17 protein-coding genes are annotated in these 18,561 nt (G+C 68.3%); 12 read left to right on the plus strand and 5 right to left on the minus strand.

All coding sequences use genetic code 11. The features are described from left to right. Positions 1 to 92: 92 nt before the first annotated feature. The 12 genes from P7L68_RS23005 (at position 93) to P7L68_RS23060 (ending at position 12,618) form a co-directional block, all read left to right on the plus strand. Positions 93 to 911: an SDR family NAD(P)-dependent oxidoreductase gene (locus P7L68_RS23005; protein WP_372002008.1), complete on the plus strand. Its 819-nt coding sequence runs from the start codon at positions 93 to 95 to the stop codon at positions 909 to 911. Beyond that, positions 908 to 2,284 (plus strand): fatty acid--CoA ligase family protein, encoded by a 1,377-nt coding sequence (locus P7L68_RS23010; RefSeq protein WP_372002010.1) that lies wholly within the window; start codon positions 908 to 910, stop codon positions 2,282 to 2,284. Before P7L68_RS23005 ends, P7L68_RS23010 begins: the two co-directional genes overlap by 4 nt. Then, the gene (locus P7L68_RS23015) at positions 2,281 to 2,988 is read left to right on the plus strand and encodes an acetyltransferase (protein ID WP_372002012.1); all 708 of its coding nucleotides are present in this window, start codon (positions 2,281 to 2,283) and stop codon (positions 2,986 to 2,988) included. The genes P7L68_RS23010 and P7L68_RS23015 overlap by 4 nt, the downstream gene beginning before the upstream one ends. Next, a complete protein-coding gene (locus P7L68_RS23020) occupies positions 2,985 to 4,709 on the plus strand; it encodes an NAD(P)/FAD-dependent oxidoreductase (RefSeq protein WP_372002014.1) in 1,725 nt (574 codons plus the stop codon). The genes P7L68_RS23015 and P7L68_RS23020 overlap by 4 nt, the downstream gene beginning before the upstream one ends. A 20-nt stretch (positions 4,710 to 4,729) precedes the next feature. Continuing rightward, positions 4,730 to 5,278 (plus strand): RBBP9/YdeN family alpha/beta hydrolase, encoded by a 549-nt coding sequence (locus P7L68_RS23025; RefSeq protein WP_372002015.1) that lies wholly within the window; start codon positions 4,730 to 4,732, stop codon positions 5,276 to 5,278. A 93-nt stretch (positions 5,279 to 5,371) separates the two neighbouring features. Further along, the gene (locus P7L68_RS23030) at positions 5,372 to 9,211 is read left to right on the plus strand and encodes an amino acid adenylation domain-containing protein (protein WP_372002017.1); all 3,840 of its coding nucleotides are present in this window, start codon (positions 5,372 to 5,374) and stop codon (positions 9,209 to 9,211) included. A gap of 42 nt (positions 9,212 to 9,253) precedes the next feature. Beyond that, complete coding sequence (locus P7L68_RS23035) at positions 9,254 to 9,589, plus strand: hypothetical protein (protein WP_372002018.1); 336 nt, start codon at positions 9,254 to 9,256, stop codon at positions 9,587 to 9,589. Further along, a complete protein-coding gene (locus P7L68_RS23040; protein ID WP_372002020.1) occupies positions 9,586 to 9,984 on the plus strand; it encodes a hypothetical protein in 399 nt (132 codons plus the stop codon). Before P7L68_RS23035 ends, P7L68_RS23040 begins: the two co-directional genes overlap by 4 nt. A 39-nt stretch (positions 9,985 to 10,023) precedes the next feature. Further along, complete coding sequence (locus P7L68_RS23045) at positions 10,024 to 11,196, plus strand: GNAT family N-acetyltransferase (protein WP_372002021.1); 1,173 nt, start codon at positions 10,024 to 10,026, stop codon at positions 11,194 to 11,196. 113 nt (positions 11,197 to 11,309) lie between these two features. Beyond that, the gene (locus P7L68_RS23050) at positions 11,310 to 11,588 is read left to right on the plus strand and encodes a hypothetical protein (protein ID WP_372002023.1); all 279 of its coding nucleotides are present in this window, start codon (positions 11,310 to 11,312) and stop codon (positions 11,586 to 11,588) included. Between the two features lie 18 nt (positions 11,589 to 11,606). After that, on the plus strand, positions 11,607 to 11,876 hold the full coding sequence (locus tag P7L68_RS23055; RefSeq protein WP_372002025.1) for a hypothetical protein: 270 nt from the start codon (positions 11,607 to 11,609) through the stop codon (positions 11,874 to 11,876). Positions 11,877 to 11,949: 73 nt separating this feature from the next. After that, positions 11,950 to 12,618 (plus strand): DUF6445 family protein, encoded by a 669-nt coding sequence (locus P7L68_RS23060; protein ID WP_372002027.1) that lies wholly within the window; start codon positions 11,950 to 11,952, stop codon positions 12,616 to 12,618. Here P7L68_RS23060 and P7L68_RS23065 read toward each other — a convergent pair. The 5 genes from P7L68_RS23065 to P7L68_RS23085 all read right to left on the minus strand — a co-directional run bounded on the left by P7L68_RS23065 (position 12,551) and on the right by P7L68_RS23085 (position 18,311). Then, the gene (locus tag P7L68_RS23065; protein ID WP_372002029.1) at positions 12,551 to 13,192 is read right to left on the minus strand and encodes a hypothetical protein; all 642 of its coding nucleotides are present in this window, start codon (positions 13,190 to 13,192) and stop codon (positions 12,551 to 12,553) included. The genes P7L68_RS23060 and P7L68_RS23065 overlap by 68 nt on opposite strands. Before the next feature lie 240 nt (positions 13,193 to 13,432). Continuing rightward, on the minus strand, positions 13,433 to 15,844 hold the full coding sequence (gene clpA / locus P7L68_RS23070) for an ATP-dependent Clp protease ATP-binding subunit ClpA (protein WP_372002031.1): 2,412 nt from the start codon (positions 15,842 to 15,844) through the stop codon (positions 13,433 to 13,435). Further along, a complete protein-coding gene (gene clpS / locus P7L68_RS23075) occupies positions 15,844 to 16,188 on the minus strand; it encodes an ATP-dependent Clp protease adapter ClpS (RefSeq protein WP_014744106.1) in 345 nt (114 codons plus the stop codon). Before clpS ends, clpA begins: the two co-directional genes overlap by 1 nt. Positions 16,189 to 16,466: 278 nt before the next feature. After that, positions 16,467 to 17,321, minus strand: a complete 855-nt coding sequence (locus P7L68_RS23080) for a phasin family protein (protein ID WP_372002032.1) — start codon at positions 17,319 to 17,321, stop codon at positions 16,467 to 16,469. 234 nt (positions 17,322 to 17,555) lie between these two features. Continuing rightward, positions 17,556 to 18,311, minus strand: coding sequence for a hypothetical protein (locus P7L68_RS23085; RefSeq protein WP_372002034.1), 756 nt, complete (start codon positions 18,309 to 18,311; stop codon positions 17,556 to 17,558). Positions 18,312 to 18,561: the final 250 nt, after the last annotated feature.

Consider the following 18,561-nt stretch of genomic DNA (forward strand, 5'->3'; position numbering starts at 1 on the left):
CGTTTCCCGCACGCCAGCCCCCGCTCGGCGAGAGGCGATGATACCGGGCAAATCCCAACCCCAGGGTAATTTCCTCGCCGAGGTTACGCCCCATGGATGAACACGCCCTCGTTCCGGCTGAGGATGAGCTGTCAGGGCCCGCCGCCCGTGCCGGTGGGCGGGCCGGTGCGGTACCGGGGCGGATTGTGCTGGTGACCGGGGCAAGCAAGGGGATCGGCCGGCGCACGGCCGCCCATTTTCTCGACCGGGGTGATCTGGTGCATGGCTGTGCCCGCAGCCCCTCGCCCATTGAGCATCCCGCCTATGTCCATCACCAGCTGGACGTTGCCGATGAAGGGGCCGTGAAGGCGATGATGACGACCATCCGCCGCACCCATGGCCGCATCGACGTGCTGATCAACGCCGCCGGCGAAGCCTCGATGAACCACGCGCTGCTGACCCCGGCCGAAACGCTGGAGACCCTGCTGCGGACCAATGTGATCGGCAGCTTCGTCTGCGCCCGGGAGGCCGCGCGGCTGATGCGCCCCGATGCGCGCCGCCGGGATCAGGATCCGCCGGACATCCCCGCGGCCGGCCGCATCGTCAACCTGACCAGCGTCGCCGTCCCCCTGAAGCTCGCCGGTGCGGCGGCCTATGCAGCCGCCAAGGCTGCGGTCGAAAGCCTGACCCAGACACTGGCGCGGGAACTCGCCCCCATGGGCATCACGGTCAATGCCGTCGGCCCGGGGCCGGTGCGCACCCGCATGACCCGGACCGTGCCGTCCGAGACCATCGACCGGCTGCTCGCCGCCCAGACCGTGTCGCGGCTGGCCACCGCCGACGAGGTGGTGCGGGTGATCGATTTTCTGGCCGACCCGGCGGCCGCGATGGTCACCGGCCAGATCATCTATCTGGGAGGGGTGTCCCGATGACCGAAAGCCTGCTCGACCGGATCGCCGGGCTCGGCGATGCGGTCGCCCTCATCGACGATGCGACCGGCATCGAGACCTCTTTCGCAGCGCTCGCCGGGCAGGCCCGGGGCGCGACGGATCTGTTGCGGACCGCTGGAATTTCCACCGGCGATGTGGTCAAGCTGGACGGCGAGGCCGGCGCCCGGACGCTCGCCCTGCTGCTGGCCCTGCAGGCGCTGGGCGCGGTCGTGGCGCTCGACACCTCGACCGTGACAGCGGAACGCGTCGACAAGGCCGTCCTTGCCCGCGCGGTCTGGCAGCTGCGCCCCGAGACCGGCCATCGGCCGGAAGCGATCGCCCCCGACGGTGACGAGGCAGCGCTGGTCGCGCAACTCCGCGAGGCAGGCAGGGCCGGGCTGATCCTGTTCAGCAGCGGCACCACCGGCAGGCCCAAGGCGATGCTGCACGACCTGGACCGGCTGAGCGCGAGCTATCTGGGCGGCGCCCCCCGTGCCAAGCCCCTGCGCCTGCTGCTCTTTCTGATGTTCGACCATATCGGTGGCATCAACACGATCTTTTCGAGCCTCGCCCAGGGAACCACCCTGGTACTGCCGGCGGAGCGCACGCCGATGGCGGTGGCCGGCGCCATCGCCCGGCATCGGGTCCAGGTGCTGCCCGCATCGCCCACCTTTCTCAATCTGATGCTCATGAGCGGCGCGATCGACGCCCACGACCTTTCGACCCTGCGGATGATCACCTACGGCACCGAACCCATGCCCGAAGGGCTGCTCGGCCTGCTGCGCAGCCGCCTGCCCCGCGCCCGGCTGCTCCAGACCTTCGGCACCTCTGAAACCGGCATCGTCTCCACCGTCAGCCGCGCCTCCACCAGCCTCGCCATGCGCTTCGACGACGAGGCGGTCGAACATCGCATCGTCGACGGCGAACTCTGGCTGCGCAGCCGGCGGCGGATCGTCGGCTATCTCAACCACCCGATGGATGCCTTCACCGATGACGGCTGGTTCCGGACCGGCGATCTGGTCGAGGAAACGCCCGACGGCTTCCTGACGGTGAAGGGACGCGCCAAGGAGATCATCAATGTCGGCGGCGAGAAGGTATTCCCGGCCGAGGTCGAGGGCGTGCTGATGGCCTCGGGCCTGGTCGCCGACTGCAAGGTGTTCGGCCAGCCCAACGCGATCACCGGTCAGGCGGTGATGGCCGAGATCGTGCCGGCCCCCGATGCGGTGCCCGCCGATCCCGCCGCGCTGGTCAAGGCGGTGAAGGCCCATGCCCGGGGGCGGCTCGACCCGTTCAAGGTACCGGTCCGGGTGAAGATCGTGGCCGATATCCCCTATTCGGCCCGGTTCAAGAAACTCATTTCGCGGGAGGCATCATGATGGATCTGGTCATCTTCGGGTCGGGCGGCTTCGCCCGCGAAGTCGCCGCCTATGCCGTCGATGCCGGCTTCACGCTCCGCGGCTTCCTCGACCTGTCCCGTACGGCCTGGGAAGAGCATGGCGCACCGGCCCCCGCCTGGCTGGGGCGGCCCGAGGACTATCAGCCGGCGCCGGGCGAGGTGTTCGCGCTCGGCATGGCCGAGATCGCGGTGCGCGCCGAGATGATCGCCCGCTGGTTCGACGACGCCGGCTGGCCCGCCGCGACCATCATCCACCCCACCGCGACCGTCATGCCGGGCGCGGAGATCGGCCCGGGCTCGGTGCTCGGCCCCCGGGTGCATATCGGCGTCAACGCCCGGCCCGGCCCCTTCACCGTGATGAATTACGGCTGTTCCTTCGGCCATGACGGCGTCTCGGGCCGCAACAACGTGTTCTCGTCGGGCGTGCAGCTTGCGGGCTATGTCACGCTCGGCGCCAACAACTTCTTCGGGATTGCCGCCTCGGTTCAGCCGCGGCTGACGCTGGGCGACGGCAACCGCATCCAGGCGGGCGTGTCGGTCGCGGCCAATGTCTCGTCCGGTGCCTTCGTCTTCCGCAAGGACCAGCCAAAAACCGCCTTCCTGTTCGCTCCCCAGCCCGCAGCCCCCCAATCCGCCACGCCCACCCCGTCGCCAACCCCGTCCATCGAGGTCACGACCCCATGAGCGATCCCGTGCTGATCATCGGCGCCGGCCCGGCCGGCTGCGTTGCCGCCCTCACCCTGCGTCGCCGCGGCCGCGACGTCGTCCTGCTCGAACGCGCCACCGAACCCGCCTATAAGATCGGCGAGAGCCTGCTGCCCGGCACCCTGTCGCTGCTCGACCGGCTGGGGCTGATGGACCGGATCATGGAGCGCGGCTTCGTACGCAAGCCGTCGGCCACCTTCGTCTGGGGGCTGGGCCAGGCGCCCTGGACCTTCTCCTTCGCCACGCCGCGGCCCGAGCCCTGGATCTACGACCATGCGATCCAGGTCTACCGCCAGGAATTCGACGGGCTGCTGCTGGATGCCGCGCGCGATGCCGGGGTGGATATCCGCATGGGGCATGCCGTCACCTCGGTCGATTACGACCATGGCGACGGCGTGCTGGTCCGCGCAAGGCGGGTGGCCGATGATGCCGAGATTGTGCTGCCCGGATCCTATGTGGTCGATGCCACCGGCCAGAACGGGCTGATCGCCCGCGAGCTGGGGCTTCGCCGGTATGATGAGTTCTATCGCTCGCTCGCGGTGTGGAACTACTACCCCTCGATCCGCAAATTCACCGGCGACCTGGACGGCACCACCTTCTCGATCACCTTCGAGAAGGGCTGGGTATGGATGATCCCGCTCAAGGACGGCACCTATTCCGTGGGCGCGGTGGTCGATGTCGACAATGCCGCCGAGATCAACGCCCGCGGCCGGCAGGCCTTCCTGGAAGACTGCCTGCGCGCCGCCCCGGAAGTTGCGTCCATCGTCGACCTGGACGATCCCCGCGCCGAGGCCCGGATCATCCGCGAATGGTCGTATAATGCCGAACGCATGTCGATGGGCCGGGCCTTCCTGGCCGGCGACAGTGCCTGCTTCACCGACCCGCTGTTCTCGCAGGGCGTGCATCTCGCCACCCAGTCCGGTGTCTATGCCGGGGCGGCGATCGACTTCCTGATCGACCATCCCGACCGGGCCGACGACGTCCATGCCTGGTATGATGCCGCCTATCGCGAAAGCTATTCGCAGTATCACGAGTTCCTGGCCTCGTTCTACAGCTATGCCTCGGAAGTGATGCCGGCATCGAGCTTCTGGTCGAAGCGTCGGGTGCAGGGGCTGGAAGACAAGCGCTTCTCGGACAAGACCTGGTTCGCCCGCCTGACCGGCCAGGCCGAAGAGGTGGACGAGGACGAACTGCTGCGCAAATTCGTCAACCGTTCCGGCAACATGATCAGCCTCGGCCAGCATCTGCGCACCGAACTCACCGACGATTTCACCGAGGAGGAACTCGCCGCCAAACGGGTGCAGTGGATCGGGGCGCTGACCCGCAATCTGAACGCGATCAAGCGCTTCGAATGGACCGGGGGCGAGGTTGCGCTGGTGCCGACCTTCAAGGTCGACCCGATGGATTTCGGCCTGGTCGAGCGCCAGCTGGTCGCCGACGGGCGTGGCCGGCGGATGATGAAATACGCCATGACCGAAGCCCATCGTGACGTCCTGGCGGGGCTCTCGCACGAGACCGTCGGCTATCGCGAGCTGGTCAAGCGGCTGAAACACGCCGATGACGGCCCCGACCTGTCGTCGCAGATCGTGATCCGCCTGATCGAGGCCGGGATGCTGAAGGGTTATGACGGCGACGACCAGCCGGTCGAGATCCAGCACCGGCTGCGCTTCGACGGCGTCGGCGCGGAATACGAGGTCTGAGCGTCGAGGCAGGAGATCCCATGGTGACCCCAACCGTTCTGATCGTGCCGGGGCTGGGTGGATCCGGCCCCGATCATTGGCAAAGCCTGTGGCTGGAAGAAAACCCCGCCTGGCGGCGGGTGGAACAGCGCGACTGGGACCACCCGGTCGCGTCGGAATGGCTTGCAGCGCTGGACGAGGCGGTGGCGCTGGCACCCGGACCGGTGGTGCTGGTGGCGCACAGCCTGTCCTGCGCGCTGGTGGTGCGCTGGGCGGAAACCTCCGCCCGCGCCGGCCGGGTGAGGGGCGCCCTGCTCGTCTCTCCGGCCGATGTCGACAGCCCCGATCACACACCGGAAGAGGCAAGGGTCTTCGCCCCGATGCCGACCCTGGTTCTGCCCTTCCGCACGCTGGTGGTGGCGAGCGACGACGACCCCTATGTCGCGCCCGAGCGGGCCGCCGGCTTCGCGGCCGCCTGGGGCGCCGATCTCACCATCATTCCCGGTGCCGGCCACATCAACGCCGATTCGGGCTTCGGCCATTGGCCGCTCGGCCAGGATCTGCTGAGAGAACTGACGGAGGACATCTGAGCGGCCCCGCACATCAACATCCCTCCCCCCTGCCTGCAGCTCCCCCGCACATTCCCTCAACGGGCGCAGATGCCCCGTCCGGGAGGCAGCCACATGCTGCATCACCTCAATCTCGCCCAGCGCGACATATTCTTCGATCGCACGCTCAACCCCGACCGGCTGTACCTGGTCGGGGGCGAGATGCAGGTGGACGGCGCCTTCGACGATGGGGTGGCGGCAGCGGCCTATCGGACGGTGATGGGCGACGTGGCGGCGATGCGGGCCCGGCTGGTGGTGCAGGATCATCAGCCGATGCTGGCGGTGGCACCACCGGACGACACCACCCCTGCCCCCTTCCGGCTGGAAGATTTCAGCGCCGGACCGGACCCCGCGATGAGCGTCGCCGCCCGGGCCGCCGCCCTCTGGGCCGAACCGATCCGACCCGAGGACGGCCGGGTCATGCACGACATGTGGGTCCTGAAGGCGGCGCAGGACCGGCGGACCATTCTGTTCCGCTGCCATCATCTGATCGCCGACGGCTGGGCAGGGCTTGCCCTTTTCGATCGGTTCCGCCGGGCCTATGACGCCATCCTGACCGGCGGGATACCGGTACCGGAGCCGGCACCGCTGCCCGATCCTGCGGTCGAGCTTGCCTGGATCCAGGGGCCGAAAGCCGCAGAGGACGGTGCCTTCTGGGCCCGTGAGCTGGCCGATCTGCCCGCCCGGGCCTTTCTGCGCCGCCCGCCCTTCGGACCGTCGCTCAAGGCCCGGATCACCCGCGACCGGGCGGCCTTTGCCCGGATCGAGGCGGTCGCCACCGCCGCCGGCGTTCCTCTGCCGGCCCTGCTGCTCACCCTGTTCGCGACCCTGGTCCACGAGTTGACCGGCCGGGTGGCGATGATCGTCGCCACCCCGGTTCGCAACCGGATGACCGCGGCCGAACGCGCGGCCATCGCCCCCTTCGTCCGGCTGATGCCGCTTGGCCTGCAGATCGACCCGGCCGGACGGCTGGGCGAGGCCGCAGCCGCGGTTCAGGCGGCGATGCGTCGTGGCTTCCGCCATCAGCGCCTGCCCATGGGCGCGATCGGCAAGGCGCTCGGCCGCAGACCCGGGGCCGGTGATGCCATGCTCGGCGATGTGCTGTTCTCCTTCGAGACCCGGCCGGCCACACAGGGCTTCGCCGGCTGCCGCACCCTGCTCCACCCGGTCAGTCACGAGGGCGACAAATACGCCCTCGCCCTCCATGTCCGCGATCTGGGGGGTGAGGGGCCGGTCGATTTCGATCTGGCACTGGATGCCGCCCATTGGGGACCACTTGGGGCGGCGCCGGTGGTGGAGCGGCTGGGGCCGATGCTGGATGCTCTGGAACAGGCGACACCCGACACACCGCTCGCGCGACTGATCCCGCCCATGCCTGCGGCCGAACGGGCCTTGATCGCGCGGGTGAACGATACCGCCCGACCATTGCCGGGCCGGGCCGGCGGCGCGGCGAGCGTGGTGGAGCTGATCCGCGAGACCGCGCGTCTCAGATCTGCCGAGCCCGCCCTGGTGACCGCAGCGGGCGAGGTCACGAGCTTCGCGGCCCTCGACCTCTGGTCCGACAGGGTCGCCCGGGTCCTCGTCGCGCTGGGCGCCGGCCCCGACCGGATCATCGGGGTGATGATCGACCGGCGGCCCGAAATGATTGCCGCGGTTCTGGGGGTGCTCAAATCCGGTGCGGCCTTCCTGCCGCTCGATCCCGCCCTGCCGCCGGCGCGGCTGGCCGAGCTGGCGGCGGATGGCGGGGCGATGACCGTGATCACCTGCCGGGACTTCGCGACAATCGCGACGGGCCGGCCGCTGCTGGTGATGGATGATGCAGGCGCGCTCGACGCACCGGAGGTGGCGCTGCCGGCCCCGGCCCCCGACCATCTGGCCTATCTGCTCTACACCTCCGGCACCACCGGCCGGCCGAAGGGGGTAATGGTCGACCATGCCGCCCTGCTCAACCGGCTGGTCTGGCAGTGGCACGCACTTGGCCATCGACAGCACGAACCGATCCTGCACCGCACGACCGCAAGCTTCGACGTCTCGGTCTGGGAGATGCTGATGCCGCCGGCCATGGGCGCGCCCATGGTGCTCTGCCCCGCGGTCACCGCCCATGATCCGCAGGCATTGGCCAGGCTGATCGAGGCGCGGGACATTGCCTGCCTGCATTTCGTGCCCGGCGCCCTGGATGCCATGCTGGCCGGTCTGCCCGCAGCCGATGACGAACGCCTGTCGCGGCTGCGGCTGATCGTGACCAGCGGCGAAGCCTTGCGGTCGGAAACCGTGCGCCGGGTCGCAGCCCGCTGGCCGGGTGTCCGGATCGTCAATCTCTACGGGCCGACCGAGGCCGCGATCGACGTCGCCCGCCATGATGCCGATCCCGAAGAGACGGTGGTGCCGATCGGCCGGCCGGTCTGGAACACCCGGCTGCTGGTGGTCGACCCCGATACCCTGCGACCGGTCGCGGTGGGTCGGCCGGGGGAGCTGGTGATCGGTGGCGTTCAGCTTGCCCGCGGCTATCTGGGCCGGCCGGACCTGTCGGCCGACCGTTTTCCCGAAGATCCGGCAAGCCCGGGGGCCCGACTCTACCGCACCGGTGACGAGGCTTTGCTGACGCCGGACGGGGTCTTCCTCTATCTGGGCCGGCTGGATGATCAGGTGAAGATCGATGGCGCGCGGGTGGAGCCGGGCGAGGTCGCAGCACGACTGGCCAGCCATCCCGCCGTACAGGAGGCGGCGGTCAGGGCCATCATCGGCCCCCGCGGCCCAAGGCTCGCCGGCTGGTATGTCGGCGAGACCGTCTCCGCGGCCGAGCTGCGGAGCTGGGCCGCCGGGCGCCTGCCGGGCTGGATGGTTCCGGCGGTGCTCACCCGCATGGATCACCTGCCCCGCCGCCCCAACGGCAAGCTCGATGCCGCCGCCCTGCCGGCGCCGGCCCTCGCCGAGGGGCCGGTCCGCACCGCCCCGGCCACCGCCCTTGAAGCCGCCATCGCCGGCGCCTTCGCCCGGGTGCTGGACGGGGTAGCGGTGGATGCGGCCACCGATTTCTTCCTGGCAGGCGGACATTCGCTGACCGCGCTCCGGCTCACCGGCGAGATCCGGGCGGCGACCGGGCTTGAGACAGATCTGAAGCAGCTGTTCCTCAACCCGACGCCGCGGCTGCTGGCCGCGGCCCTGGATCAGGCCCGCATCACCGCCGGTGATCACGAGGATGACGGGCCGCTGCCGCTGTTCCGGCCGGCGACGGGGCGGACGGCACCGGTCTTCCTGATCCCGCCGGTCGCCGGAGAGCCGGCCATCTTCCTGGATCTTGCAGCACGGCTCGGCCACACCGCCTGGGGGCTGCGCTTCCCGGCGCATCCGGCGGCGGGCCTGCCGGAATTCGCCCGCCATCTTGCCCGGACGGTGCTGGAGATCGCCCCCCGGGGACCGTGGTATCTGATCGGCTATTCGCTCGGCGGCATGGCTGGCTTCGATGCTGCGCGGCTGATCGAGGCGGAGACCGGCGGCCGGGTGGACCTGGTGCTGCTCGACGTCTCGGCCGCACCGGTCCCCCTGCATCCCGACGCGGTCGCGGCAAAATTCGAGCGTGAATTCGCCCGTATCGCGGCGGGCGGCAACGACGCCATGGGCCGCCTCGCCGCCGGTCTCGGCCGGCCGGCGATCGCCCGGCTGAAGGCCCGGGTGCTGCGCAACGCCCGGGCGACGACCGGATGGCAGGCGCGCGGCGCCATCCGCGGCGACATCACCATGATCACCGCCCTGCGTGATCCGGCCGAGCGCCGCCCCGAATGCTGGGCCGCCCATACCACCGGCCGCTTCCGGCTGATCGGACTGGATGCCGGCCATTTCGACCTGCTGTCGGACCGGATGATACCGGATCTGCTCCGGGCGCTGTCGCCAATGCCCGAACCGGTCCCCGCCTGACCCTTCGCCACAGACCCCGCCCAAGACAGAGGAGGCCCGAAGATGGCCGATGAAGCAGCAATCCGGGACATGATCCTGGCCACCCTCGCCGAGGTGAACGAGGAACGCGAGGAACCCTTCGACCTTGCCCCTGGTCCCGCGCTCATCCTCTATGGCAGCGGCGGCGTGTTCGACAGCATGGGGTTGGTCAATTTTCTGACCACGGTCGAGGAAAAGCTCGACGACGATTTCGGTGTCACCGTGTCGCTGACCTCCGAGAAGGCGGTGTCGCGCAAGGTGAGCCCGTTTGCGAGCGTCGAGGCGCTCACCGCCTTCGTGATGGAAGAAATTTCCGAGGCCGACGGTGCCGACACCCCGCTGCAGGCGGCCGCCTCTTGAACCGCCGGGCGCTCATCCTGGGCACCGCCTCCGGCCTGCTCTATGGCGGCTGGGCCTTCTTCGCCAATCACGGCGCAGGAATGCCGGCGGGGCTCAGGGCCGCCGCGGTTCAATTCCTGCTGAGTTTCGGCGCGACCGCCGTGCTCACGCTCGCCATGGATGCGATCCTGGCGCGACGGCTTCGGGCCGGCGCAATCGTGGCGGCGGTGGTACCGATCACCCTGCTCGCCCTGGTCTTTGCCACGGCACATGCCCTGGCAGGCACACCCCATGTGCTGGCCACCATCGCCCCCTCCTATGGCATCGGGCTCATCTTCTGCACCGTCTATGTCCGGGCGCGGCGGGCGGCGGTGGCGCGAGAGGCTTGCCCATCGCCGGCCGGGCGCCAAGTATAGGAGGCCTGCCGCCCACCCGATCCGCCGGAACCGGAGCCGATGACCGACCAGGACCAGCGCCTGACCCTGACCACTGCTGAAAGTATGGCGGAGATCGCCCCCGAAGCGTGGAATGCCCTTGCAGGCGCCGACAATCCGTTTCTGTCTCACGCCTTTCTGCACGCGCTGGAGGTTTCCGGTTCCGTCTCGGAACGCACCGGCTGGCTGCCGCGCCATCTGCTGCTCAACACCGCCGACGGACGGCTGATCGGGGCGGTGCCGCTTTATCTCAAAGCCCATTCCTGGGGCGAATACGTCTTCGATCAGGCCTGGGCGCGCGCCTATGAACAGGCCGGCGGCGCCTATTATCCCAAGCTTCAGGCGGCCGTGCCCTTCACACCCGTGCCCGGCCCGCGCCTGCTGGCCGGCAACGGCCCCGAGGCGCCGGCAATCCGCCGCACCCTGGCCGACGGGCTGGCTGCGGTGGCCGGCAGCCTCGGCGTCTCGGGCGTGCATGTCACCTTCCTGACGCCGGAAGACATGGCACCGCTCGCCATGGCCGGCTTCATGCCCCGACATGACGTTCAATTCCACTGGCACAATCGCGGCTATGGCAGTTTCGATGACTTCCTGGCCGCACTCTCGGCTCGCAAGCGCAAGATGATCCGCAAAGAGCGGGAAAAAGTGCGCGAGAGCGGCCTGATCTTCCGCGCGCTTTCGGGCGATGCCCTCACGCCAGTCACCTGGGATGCCTTTCACCGCTTCTACCGCGCCACGGTCGACCGCAAATGGGGCGAGGCCTATCTCACCCGCAGCTTTTTCGACCGGCTGGGCGAAACCATGCCCGACCGGGTGGTGCTGATCATGGCCTATGACGGCGACCGGCCGGTGGCCGGTGCGCTCAACCTCGTCGGCAACGACACCCTCTACGGCCGCAATTGGGGGGCTGTGGTCGATTTGCCCTTCCTGCATTTCGAAACCTGCTACTACCAGGCCATGGAGGTCGCCATCGACCGTGGTCTGGCGCGGGTCGAGGCCGGCGCGCAGGGTGGCCACAAGCTGCTGCGCGGCTACGAACCCGTCACCACCCGCTCGGCCCACTGGCTGGCGGATCCGCGACTTGCCCATGCGGTCAGGGACTTCCTGGACCGCGAGCGCGCCGCGGTCGACGCCGAGGCCGAGGCGCTGGGCGAGCATCTGCCCTTCCGTCGGGATCAGAGCGGCCCGGAATAGGGACCGCGCCGGATAAACGACGGGCAACGCGGCACGACGGACGGGCTGGGCAGAAACAAGGATCGGGCGCATGCTCGGCTCCACGATCCGCCACCGCCGATGGAGCCGCCGCCATGGTGCCCACCTCTCACCTGCTGATGCTGACCTCAGATCCGACCGTCGCCTGGGCACTTGCCTCTGCCATCTCTGCCGAAGAGGCCGCCAAGGTGCTGGGCGATGCCGGTGAAGCCAAGGGCTTCAAGTTCGACTGGCGCTCGCTGATCCCCCGGCTCAAGCGGCGGTCGGAAGACACCGAGATCGACGATGCGGCGCTGGAAGGCGTGGCCGGCGGCGTCGCGGTGAACAGCGCCTATATGCCGCTGGGTGGCGGCTGGATGATTTCCGGCAACTGAGCGGCGGAGCCCGACGATATGATCTCGACCTCGCAGCTGATGGCACTTGCCAGCGACCCGGCCACCGCCGCGGCGCTGATCGCCGCCATGACCCCGGAAGAGGCCGCCCGCATCCTGGGGGAAACCGGTGATGCCCGGGGCTTCAGGTTCGACTGGCGTGCCCTGATCCCGCGGCTGAAGCGCCGGACGGATGATGCCGCACTCGACGACGCCGCCCTGGAAGGCGTCGCCGGCGGGGCTGCCTCGGCAGCAATGATCCTGCCGGGCGGCTGGACGTTCGGCGGTTGAGCGAGCGGGTTGAAGCCGGTTCGCGGGCATGGTGGAATGCGCGCGAACCGGAGGCTTCAGCGGAGCGCGTGCCATGCATCAGTCGATGATCGTCGTCGACGACTTCTACGAGAACCCGCTCGAAGTGCGGGCACAGGCGCTGAAGCTCGATTATCCGCATCTGTCGGGGCCCGAGATTTATTATCCGGGCCGCAATTCGAAACAGTTCATGCTGCCGCCCGACAGCGATCGCATGTTCAGCTACATCGTCCGCGAGCCGGTGATCGGCAATCGCGAGATGGCACATGGCAAATGCCGGCTGTCCTTCGCCTCGGACACCCGCGCGGGCGTGGTCCATATCGATCCGGGCTGCGCCTGGGCCGGGATTGTGTTCCTCAGCCTTGATGAACACGCACAGGGCGGCACTGAATTCTTCCGCCACAAAGAGAGCGGTACCGATCGTGCGCCCCTGACCGATCAGGAGGCGCAGGAGAAATTCGGCCTTCCTACCCGTGAAGCCGTCCTGGACACGGTGTTGAAGCGCGATGGCGGCGACCGGTCCAAATGGGACCAGATCACGGTCCTGCCAATGAAGTTCAACCGGCTGATCCTGTTCCGTCCCTGGCTGTGGCACACCAGCGGCGTGGATTTCGGCGACGCCCCCGAAAACGGCCGGCTTGTCCAGATCCTGTTCTTCAAGCCCGGCCCGACGCCGGCCCCGTCAACCCGCCCGACCGTGATGCCGCCGTCACGGCAACGCTGACCGGACGGCGCCAGGCGGGATTTCGGGCCGCCGTCAGGGTCTCACGCAACACGTTCTCGACAAAGGGGCCAAGTCCGCCCTCCATGGCCGGGCCGATGACCAGCAGGGTCAGGCCAAGCGCCGCCCGGAGCGTCTCGGAGGCCATCGCCACCTCAGGCCCGGACATGCCGTCGAGGCGCAGCAGGATGCCGGCGATGGGCAGGCTGAGCCGCACCATGCTGGCAACGAGCAGCCCCTCGCTGCAGAGCGCGGCGCCCCCGGCCGGCGGCATCTGATCGACCCCCTCCGGATCCAGCACCGCCGAGACCCGGTCGAGTTCCGTCGCCAGCCTGGCCAGCTTGAGATCCAGCGGGATCGGCGCACAGGGCAGCGCACAGGCCCGGATCTGATGTGCCAGATACCGCACCTCCTCCGCCGCCCAGATGAGTGCGGCGGCCCGGCTGTCATGGGCCGGAACGAGCACCGGTGCGGGTGTCCCGGCCGCAATGGCCGCCCGGACGACGGCGCGGCGATAGGGCCCTGGCGGCAGAGGATCGCCAAGTCGCGGATCTTCGGCGGTGATCGCAGGAATCATGGGGTGTGCCGATCTGACGACGGTCCCGGCGGTCTGGCCCGGCATGCCCCGCCGGCGATCGGGCATGCCGTTGTCACAACGTTCATCCGTGCGGACATTTTTCTACTATAGGTTATTCGGGAATTGACCATCCGGTCAAGAGCTTCCCCATGACCCGACGCCGATGGCCCTCCCGGACGCAAACACGGCCGCATGCATCGCATGCGGCCGTGCAGGGAGACGTACGGGCTGTGCAGAAGGTCAGGCGACAGGTTCCGGCAGTTCGTCGCGGCTGGGATCCAGCTTGTGCCCGTCTTCCGGCCCGGCATCGGGGCCGGAACCGCCGCCGCCACCGCTCTTGCGACCGCCCCGCGGCTTCGGCTCATTGACTTCGAAGCGGAAGACCGGCTTGTCCTCTTCGACGTCGATCACGACGTGGCCGCCATCGACCAGATGACCGAACAGAACCTCTTCGGCCAGCGGCTGCTTGATCTTCTCCTGGATGACCCGGGCCAGCGGCCGGGCGCCCATCGCCTCGTCATAGCCGGCATTCGCCAGCCAGCGACGCGCCTCTTCGGTGAGCGAGATCGTGATCTTGCGATCGGCGAGCTGGGCCTCCAGCTGGTTGACGAACTTGTCGACCACCAGCTCCACCACATCGATCGGCAGGCGGCCAAAGGGAATGGTCGCGTCCAGGCGGTTGCGGAACTCAGGCGTGAACATCCGCTTCACCACATCCTGATCCTCACCTGCCCGGTCGACCCGGCCGAAGCCGATCGGCGCCTTGGCGATTTCAGCCGCACCGGCATTGGAGGTCATGATCAGCACGACATTGCGGAAATCGACCGTCTTGCCGTTATGATCGGTGAGCTTGCCGTAGTCCATGACCTGCAACAGAACATTGAACAGGTCGGGATGGGCCTTCTCGATCTCGTCCAGCAGCAGCACTGCATGGGGGTTCTGATCGATCGCATCGGTCAGCATGCCGCCCTGGTCAAAACCGACATAGCCCGGAGGGGCGCCGATCAGCCGCGACACCGAATGCCGCTCCATGTATTCCGACATGTCGAAGCGGATCAGCTTGATGCCCAGGATCTCTGCCAGCCGCTTGGCGACTTCGGTCTTGCCGACACCGGTGGGGCCGGTGAAGAGATACGAGCCGATCGGCTTCTCGGGGTCGCGCAGGCCGGCCCGGGCAAGCTTGATCGCGTTGGCGAGCGCACTGATCGCCTGATCCTGACCATAGACCACGGTCTTCAGATTGTCGGCCAGGTTGCGCAGGCTGTCCTTGTCGCGCGCCGAAACGCTCTTCTCGGGGATCCGGGCGATCCGGGCGACGATGCCCTCGATCTCCTTGACGCTGATCTGCTTGCGCCGGCGTGAAGGCGGCAGCAGCCGCTGGGCGGCCCCCACCTCGTCGATCAGGTCGATCGCCTTGTCGGGCAGCTTGCGCTCGTGGATATAGCGCACCGACAGATCGACCGCAGCCTTCAGCGCAGCCTCGGTGTACTGAACGTCGTGGAATTTTTCGTAATAGGGCTTCAGACCCTTCAGGATCTTGACCGCATCCTCAGGGGTCGGCTCCGACACGTCGATCTTCTGGAACCGGCGCAGCAGCGCGCGGTCCTTTTCGATGTAATTGCGGAACTCCTTGTAGGTGGTCGAGCCCATGCACCGGATGGTGCCGGCCTGAAGCGCAGGCTTCAGCAGGTTCGACGCATCCATGGCCCCGCCCGAGGTGGCACCGGCACCGATCACGGTGTGGATTTCGTCGATGAACAGGACCGCATGGTCCTGGGCCTCAAGTTCCGTCACCACCGCCTTCAGGCGCTCCTCGAAGTCGCCGCGATAGCGGGTACCCGCCAGCAGCGCGCCCATATCGAGCGCGTAGATGGTGGCATCCTTCAGCACTTCGGGCACGTCGCCGGTCACGATCCGGCGCGCGAGGCCTTCGGCGATGGCGGTCTTGCCGACGCCGGGATCGCCCACCAGCAGCGGATTGTTCTTGGTCCGGCGGCACAGCACCTGGATCGCGCGCTCGACCTCGCCGTCACGGCCGACCAGCACGTCGATCTTGCCGGCCCGGGCCTTGTCGTTCAGGTTCACGCAATAGCTGGTCAGCGCCTTGGCGGCCCCCTTCTGGGCGCCCTTCTGCGCCTCGCGCTGGGCCTCTTCCTCCTGGGCGGAGCCGGTCACCGGCGCGCCGCGGACGCTGCGGTTCTCGGTCATGCCAGGCGCCTTGGCGATGCCGTGGCTGATATAATTGACCGCATCCAGCCGCGACATGTCCTGGGTCTGCAGGAAATAGACCGCATGGCTCTCGCGTTCCGAGAACAGCGCGACCAGGACATTGGCACCGGTCACTTCGGCGCGGCCGGAGCTCTGCACATGGATGGCCGCGCGCTGGATGACGCGCTGAAAGCTGATCGTGGGCTTCGCCTCGACCCCGCTGTCGGTCACGAGGCTCGCCAGCTCGTTGTCCAGGAAATCGTTCAGGTCGACACGCAGGCGGTCGACATCGACGTCGCAGGCCTTCAGCACGGCCACGGCGTCCTGATCGTCCAGCATCGCGAGCAGCAGGTGTTCGAGCGTCGCGTATTCGTGACGCCGCGCGTTCGCGATGGCGAAGGCGCGGTGCAGGCTCTGCTCGAGGTTCTTGGAAAGAATCGACATCAGTCCTTTTCCATCGTGCACTGGAGCGGATGCTGGTTGCGGCGGGCGTAATCCATCACCTGGTTGACCTTGGTCTCGGCCACCTCGAACGGAAACACGCCGCAGACACCGACGCCGTGGTTGTGAACATGCAGCATGATGCGGGTCGCTTCCTCCGCACCCTTGCTGAAGAAGCGCTGCAGAACGTCGATCACGAACTCCATCGGCGTGTAATCGTCATTCAGCAGCAAAACCTTGTACATCGACGGCTTTCGGGTTGCCGCCTTCGGTCGGGTCGCGACCTCCGTCACCGTCCCGAAGCCGGGGCGGTCGTCATCGGATCTGCGTTCGCCGCTCATGCCCATTCCGTCGTGTTCGGCCATTCCGTCGCAATCGATCAAGGTTCCGGCACCCTTCCTCGGAATGAGGATATTGGATTCGCCCCGGGCAGGAAAAGACCTTGAAAACAGTGATGCGTCGCCCTATCGGCGCAATGGGGCCCGAGAAATTTTCAAGGGGCCGCTCCGGATGTCGCTTCCCTGCAACGACGAAGACCCGCAACCGGGCAAGCCGGCTGCGGGTCTGGTCGGCGGAGCACCGGGATCTGTCGCCCGGTACCCGATCCTTCAAAGGCTGAAAACGGTCAGACCCGCGGCCGGGCCGACGGCGGGGTGAAGGCGTTCTGCCACTGCCGGTTCAGCGGGGCCAGCGCCGCGCCGGCCAGGCGGATGCCCACCTCGGACATCTTGGCCGCGTGCTCGACATAAAGATCGACCAGCCCGCGGGCATAGCGTTCCTGCACCGCGGCCATCTCTTCGAAAGACTGCGCGGCAAAAGCCTCGCGGGCGGTGTTGACGCCGAAATCGATCCGGGCCTGGGTGAAGGCGATGATGCCGTCCGTGGCATCGCTCAGCGCCTTGGCGGTCTCGTTGGAGGCCTCCATCAGATCCTCGACCGCGCGCTCGCGGAGCCGGTTGGCCTCGTCGAGCATCACGGTGCCGTCGGCCATGCCTTCGGGGGCAACCGACTTCTTCACGCCGTCGAACACTTCCATGGCCGCCTTGGCCGACCGTTCGGCGATCGCGCTGGCGGTGCGCACCGCCTCGGCGGCGATATCGGCCGCGGTGGTGGCGGCGGCCATCGCCGCCATCTCTTCCATCAGCGCGGCGCCGCTCTTCATCGCCGGTACGGCCGGGGCCGCCGACGCCGGAGCCGGCGTCTCCGCCGCGGCCTCAGTCACGGCCGGCGCAGCCTCGGCCGCCGCCTCGGCGGTGGCCTCGACCGTCTCGGCGGCGGTCTCGGTTGCCGCCGTCACCGTCTCGGCGGCGGTCTCGGCCACGTTCTGCGTCGCTTCGGCTGCGGTCTCGACGGCTGCGGGCTCGGCGGGCGCAGCCTTGGTGGCGGCGACCTTGGGCGTCGCGGTACCGGTCGCGTCGGACGCGGTGCCGCGGGTGGTCCGGCCACGGGTGCCGGTGCCGGGAGTCTTGCGGGTGGTCATGCGTCTCTCTCCGTTCGGTTCCGCGTAGAGCGGGCTGCCGATCCTGGGCGGCAAAGCGCGGGTCCCTGTATCCGGTCGGCCCCGGGCGAACGGCCGGGGCGGTGGGGCTGCGGAACAATGAAACCGGACAGCGAGGCCGAGGCATGCAGTTACCCAAGCCATGCTGCGCTGCAACATAACTTAACGCCTTCATACCACTCAGGTCAAGCCGGCGTGGTTGTCGCGGTGCAGCCGTCAGCGGCCGTAATCGACCCCCGCAATGCCGTTTTCCACCACCGTCAGGGTGAAGGGCGAATGGCCGTTGACCAGCCCGCCATCCTGCGACCGTGTGGGCGGGTTGGTCACGGTCGGCCGCGGTTCCTGCGGCGGCACGGGATTTCCATCCACCGAAAACAGGATCTGCGGATGGAAGGCCCGGAACGCAGGATCGGGATATTCGGCGGCCCAGAAACCGAACCGCCCATCCACACAGCGTGCCACCGTCCAGTAGAAGCCGAGGGAATGCAGCCGCTCGCCCGCAGGTGCAGGCTCGAAAGCCCCGCCAGCCGCCAGCCGGTCCAGGATCGCGGCGGTCTGTGCGGCATCCAGGCGCACCCGCGCCTCGACCGGCGCCCAGGGTGCCCCCAGCTGCGGGACCCGGATCCGGGTCAGGTCGGCCCGCTGCCAGACATTGGTGGTGAGTTCGGATCCGGAGATGCGGGCCCGGCCATCGCGGATGACGACCAGATCATAGGTTCGGACCTGCTCGGGGAAGACGGCGTTGTAGACCAGCCGGTAGCGGTCCGGCGCCCCGATCATGCAGCTGCGGGCAAGTTCGCCGCCGCCGACATAATCGAACCAGGTGAAGCTGCGGGTGATCGGATCGCCCGCGGGCCCGGTGGCGGCACAACCGGTGGTGACAAGCGCCACCACCGTCGCAGCGAACCAGGCGAACCGCCGGGGCCGCGTTGCGCGGCCGGCGGCGGGGTTCGGGGGCATCTTTCCTGACATGCGCGCTCCTTCGGTCACACCCTGGGCGAGGAAACAGAATTAAGCCCATACACAACAAGAATTTTCGGGTTGCCGCAACCACCCGGGCATGGCTAGGATGCAAGTCCACGGATCAACAGCCGTTCATCCACCGCATCACGCCGGGTTGCTCCTTTCCGCTGATGGAACGGGTCCGGGTGCGGCGGATGCGGATGGGTTGCGCGCGGATGTTCCACCATTCGCGTGAAACCTGCGGTCGTGCCTTCGTGCA

This window comes from Tistrella mobilis (genome assembly GCF_041468085.1).
GTDB classification, from domain to species: Bacteria; Pseudomonadota; Alphaproteobacteria; order Tistrellales; family Tistrellaceae; genus Tistrella; species Tistrella mobilis_A.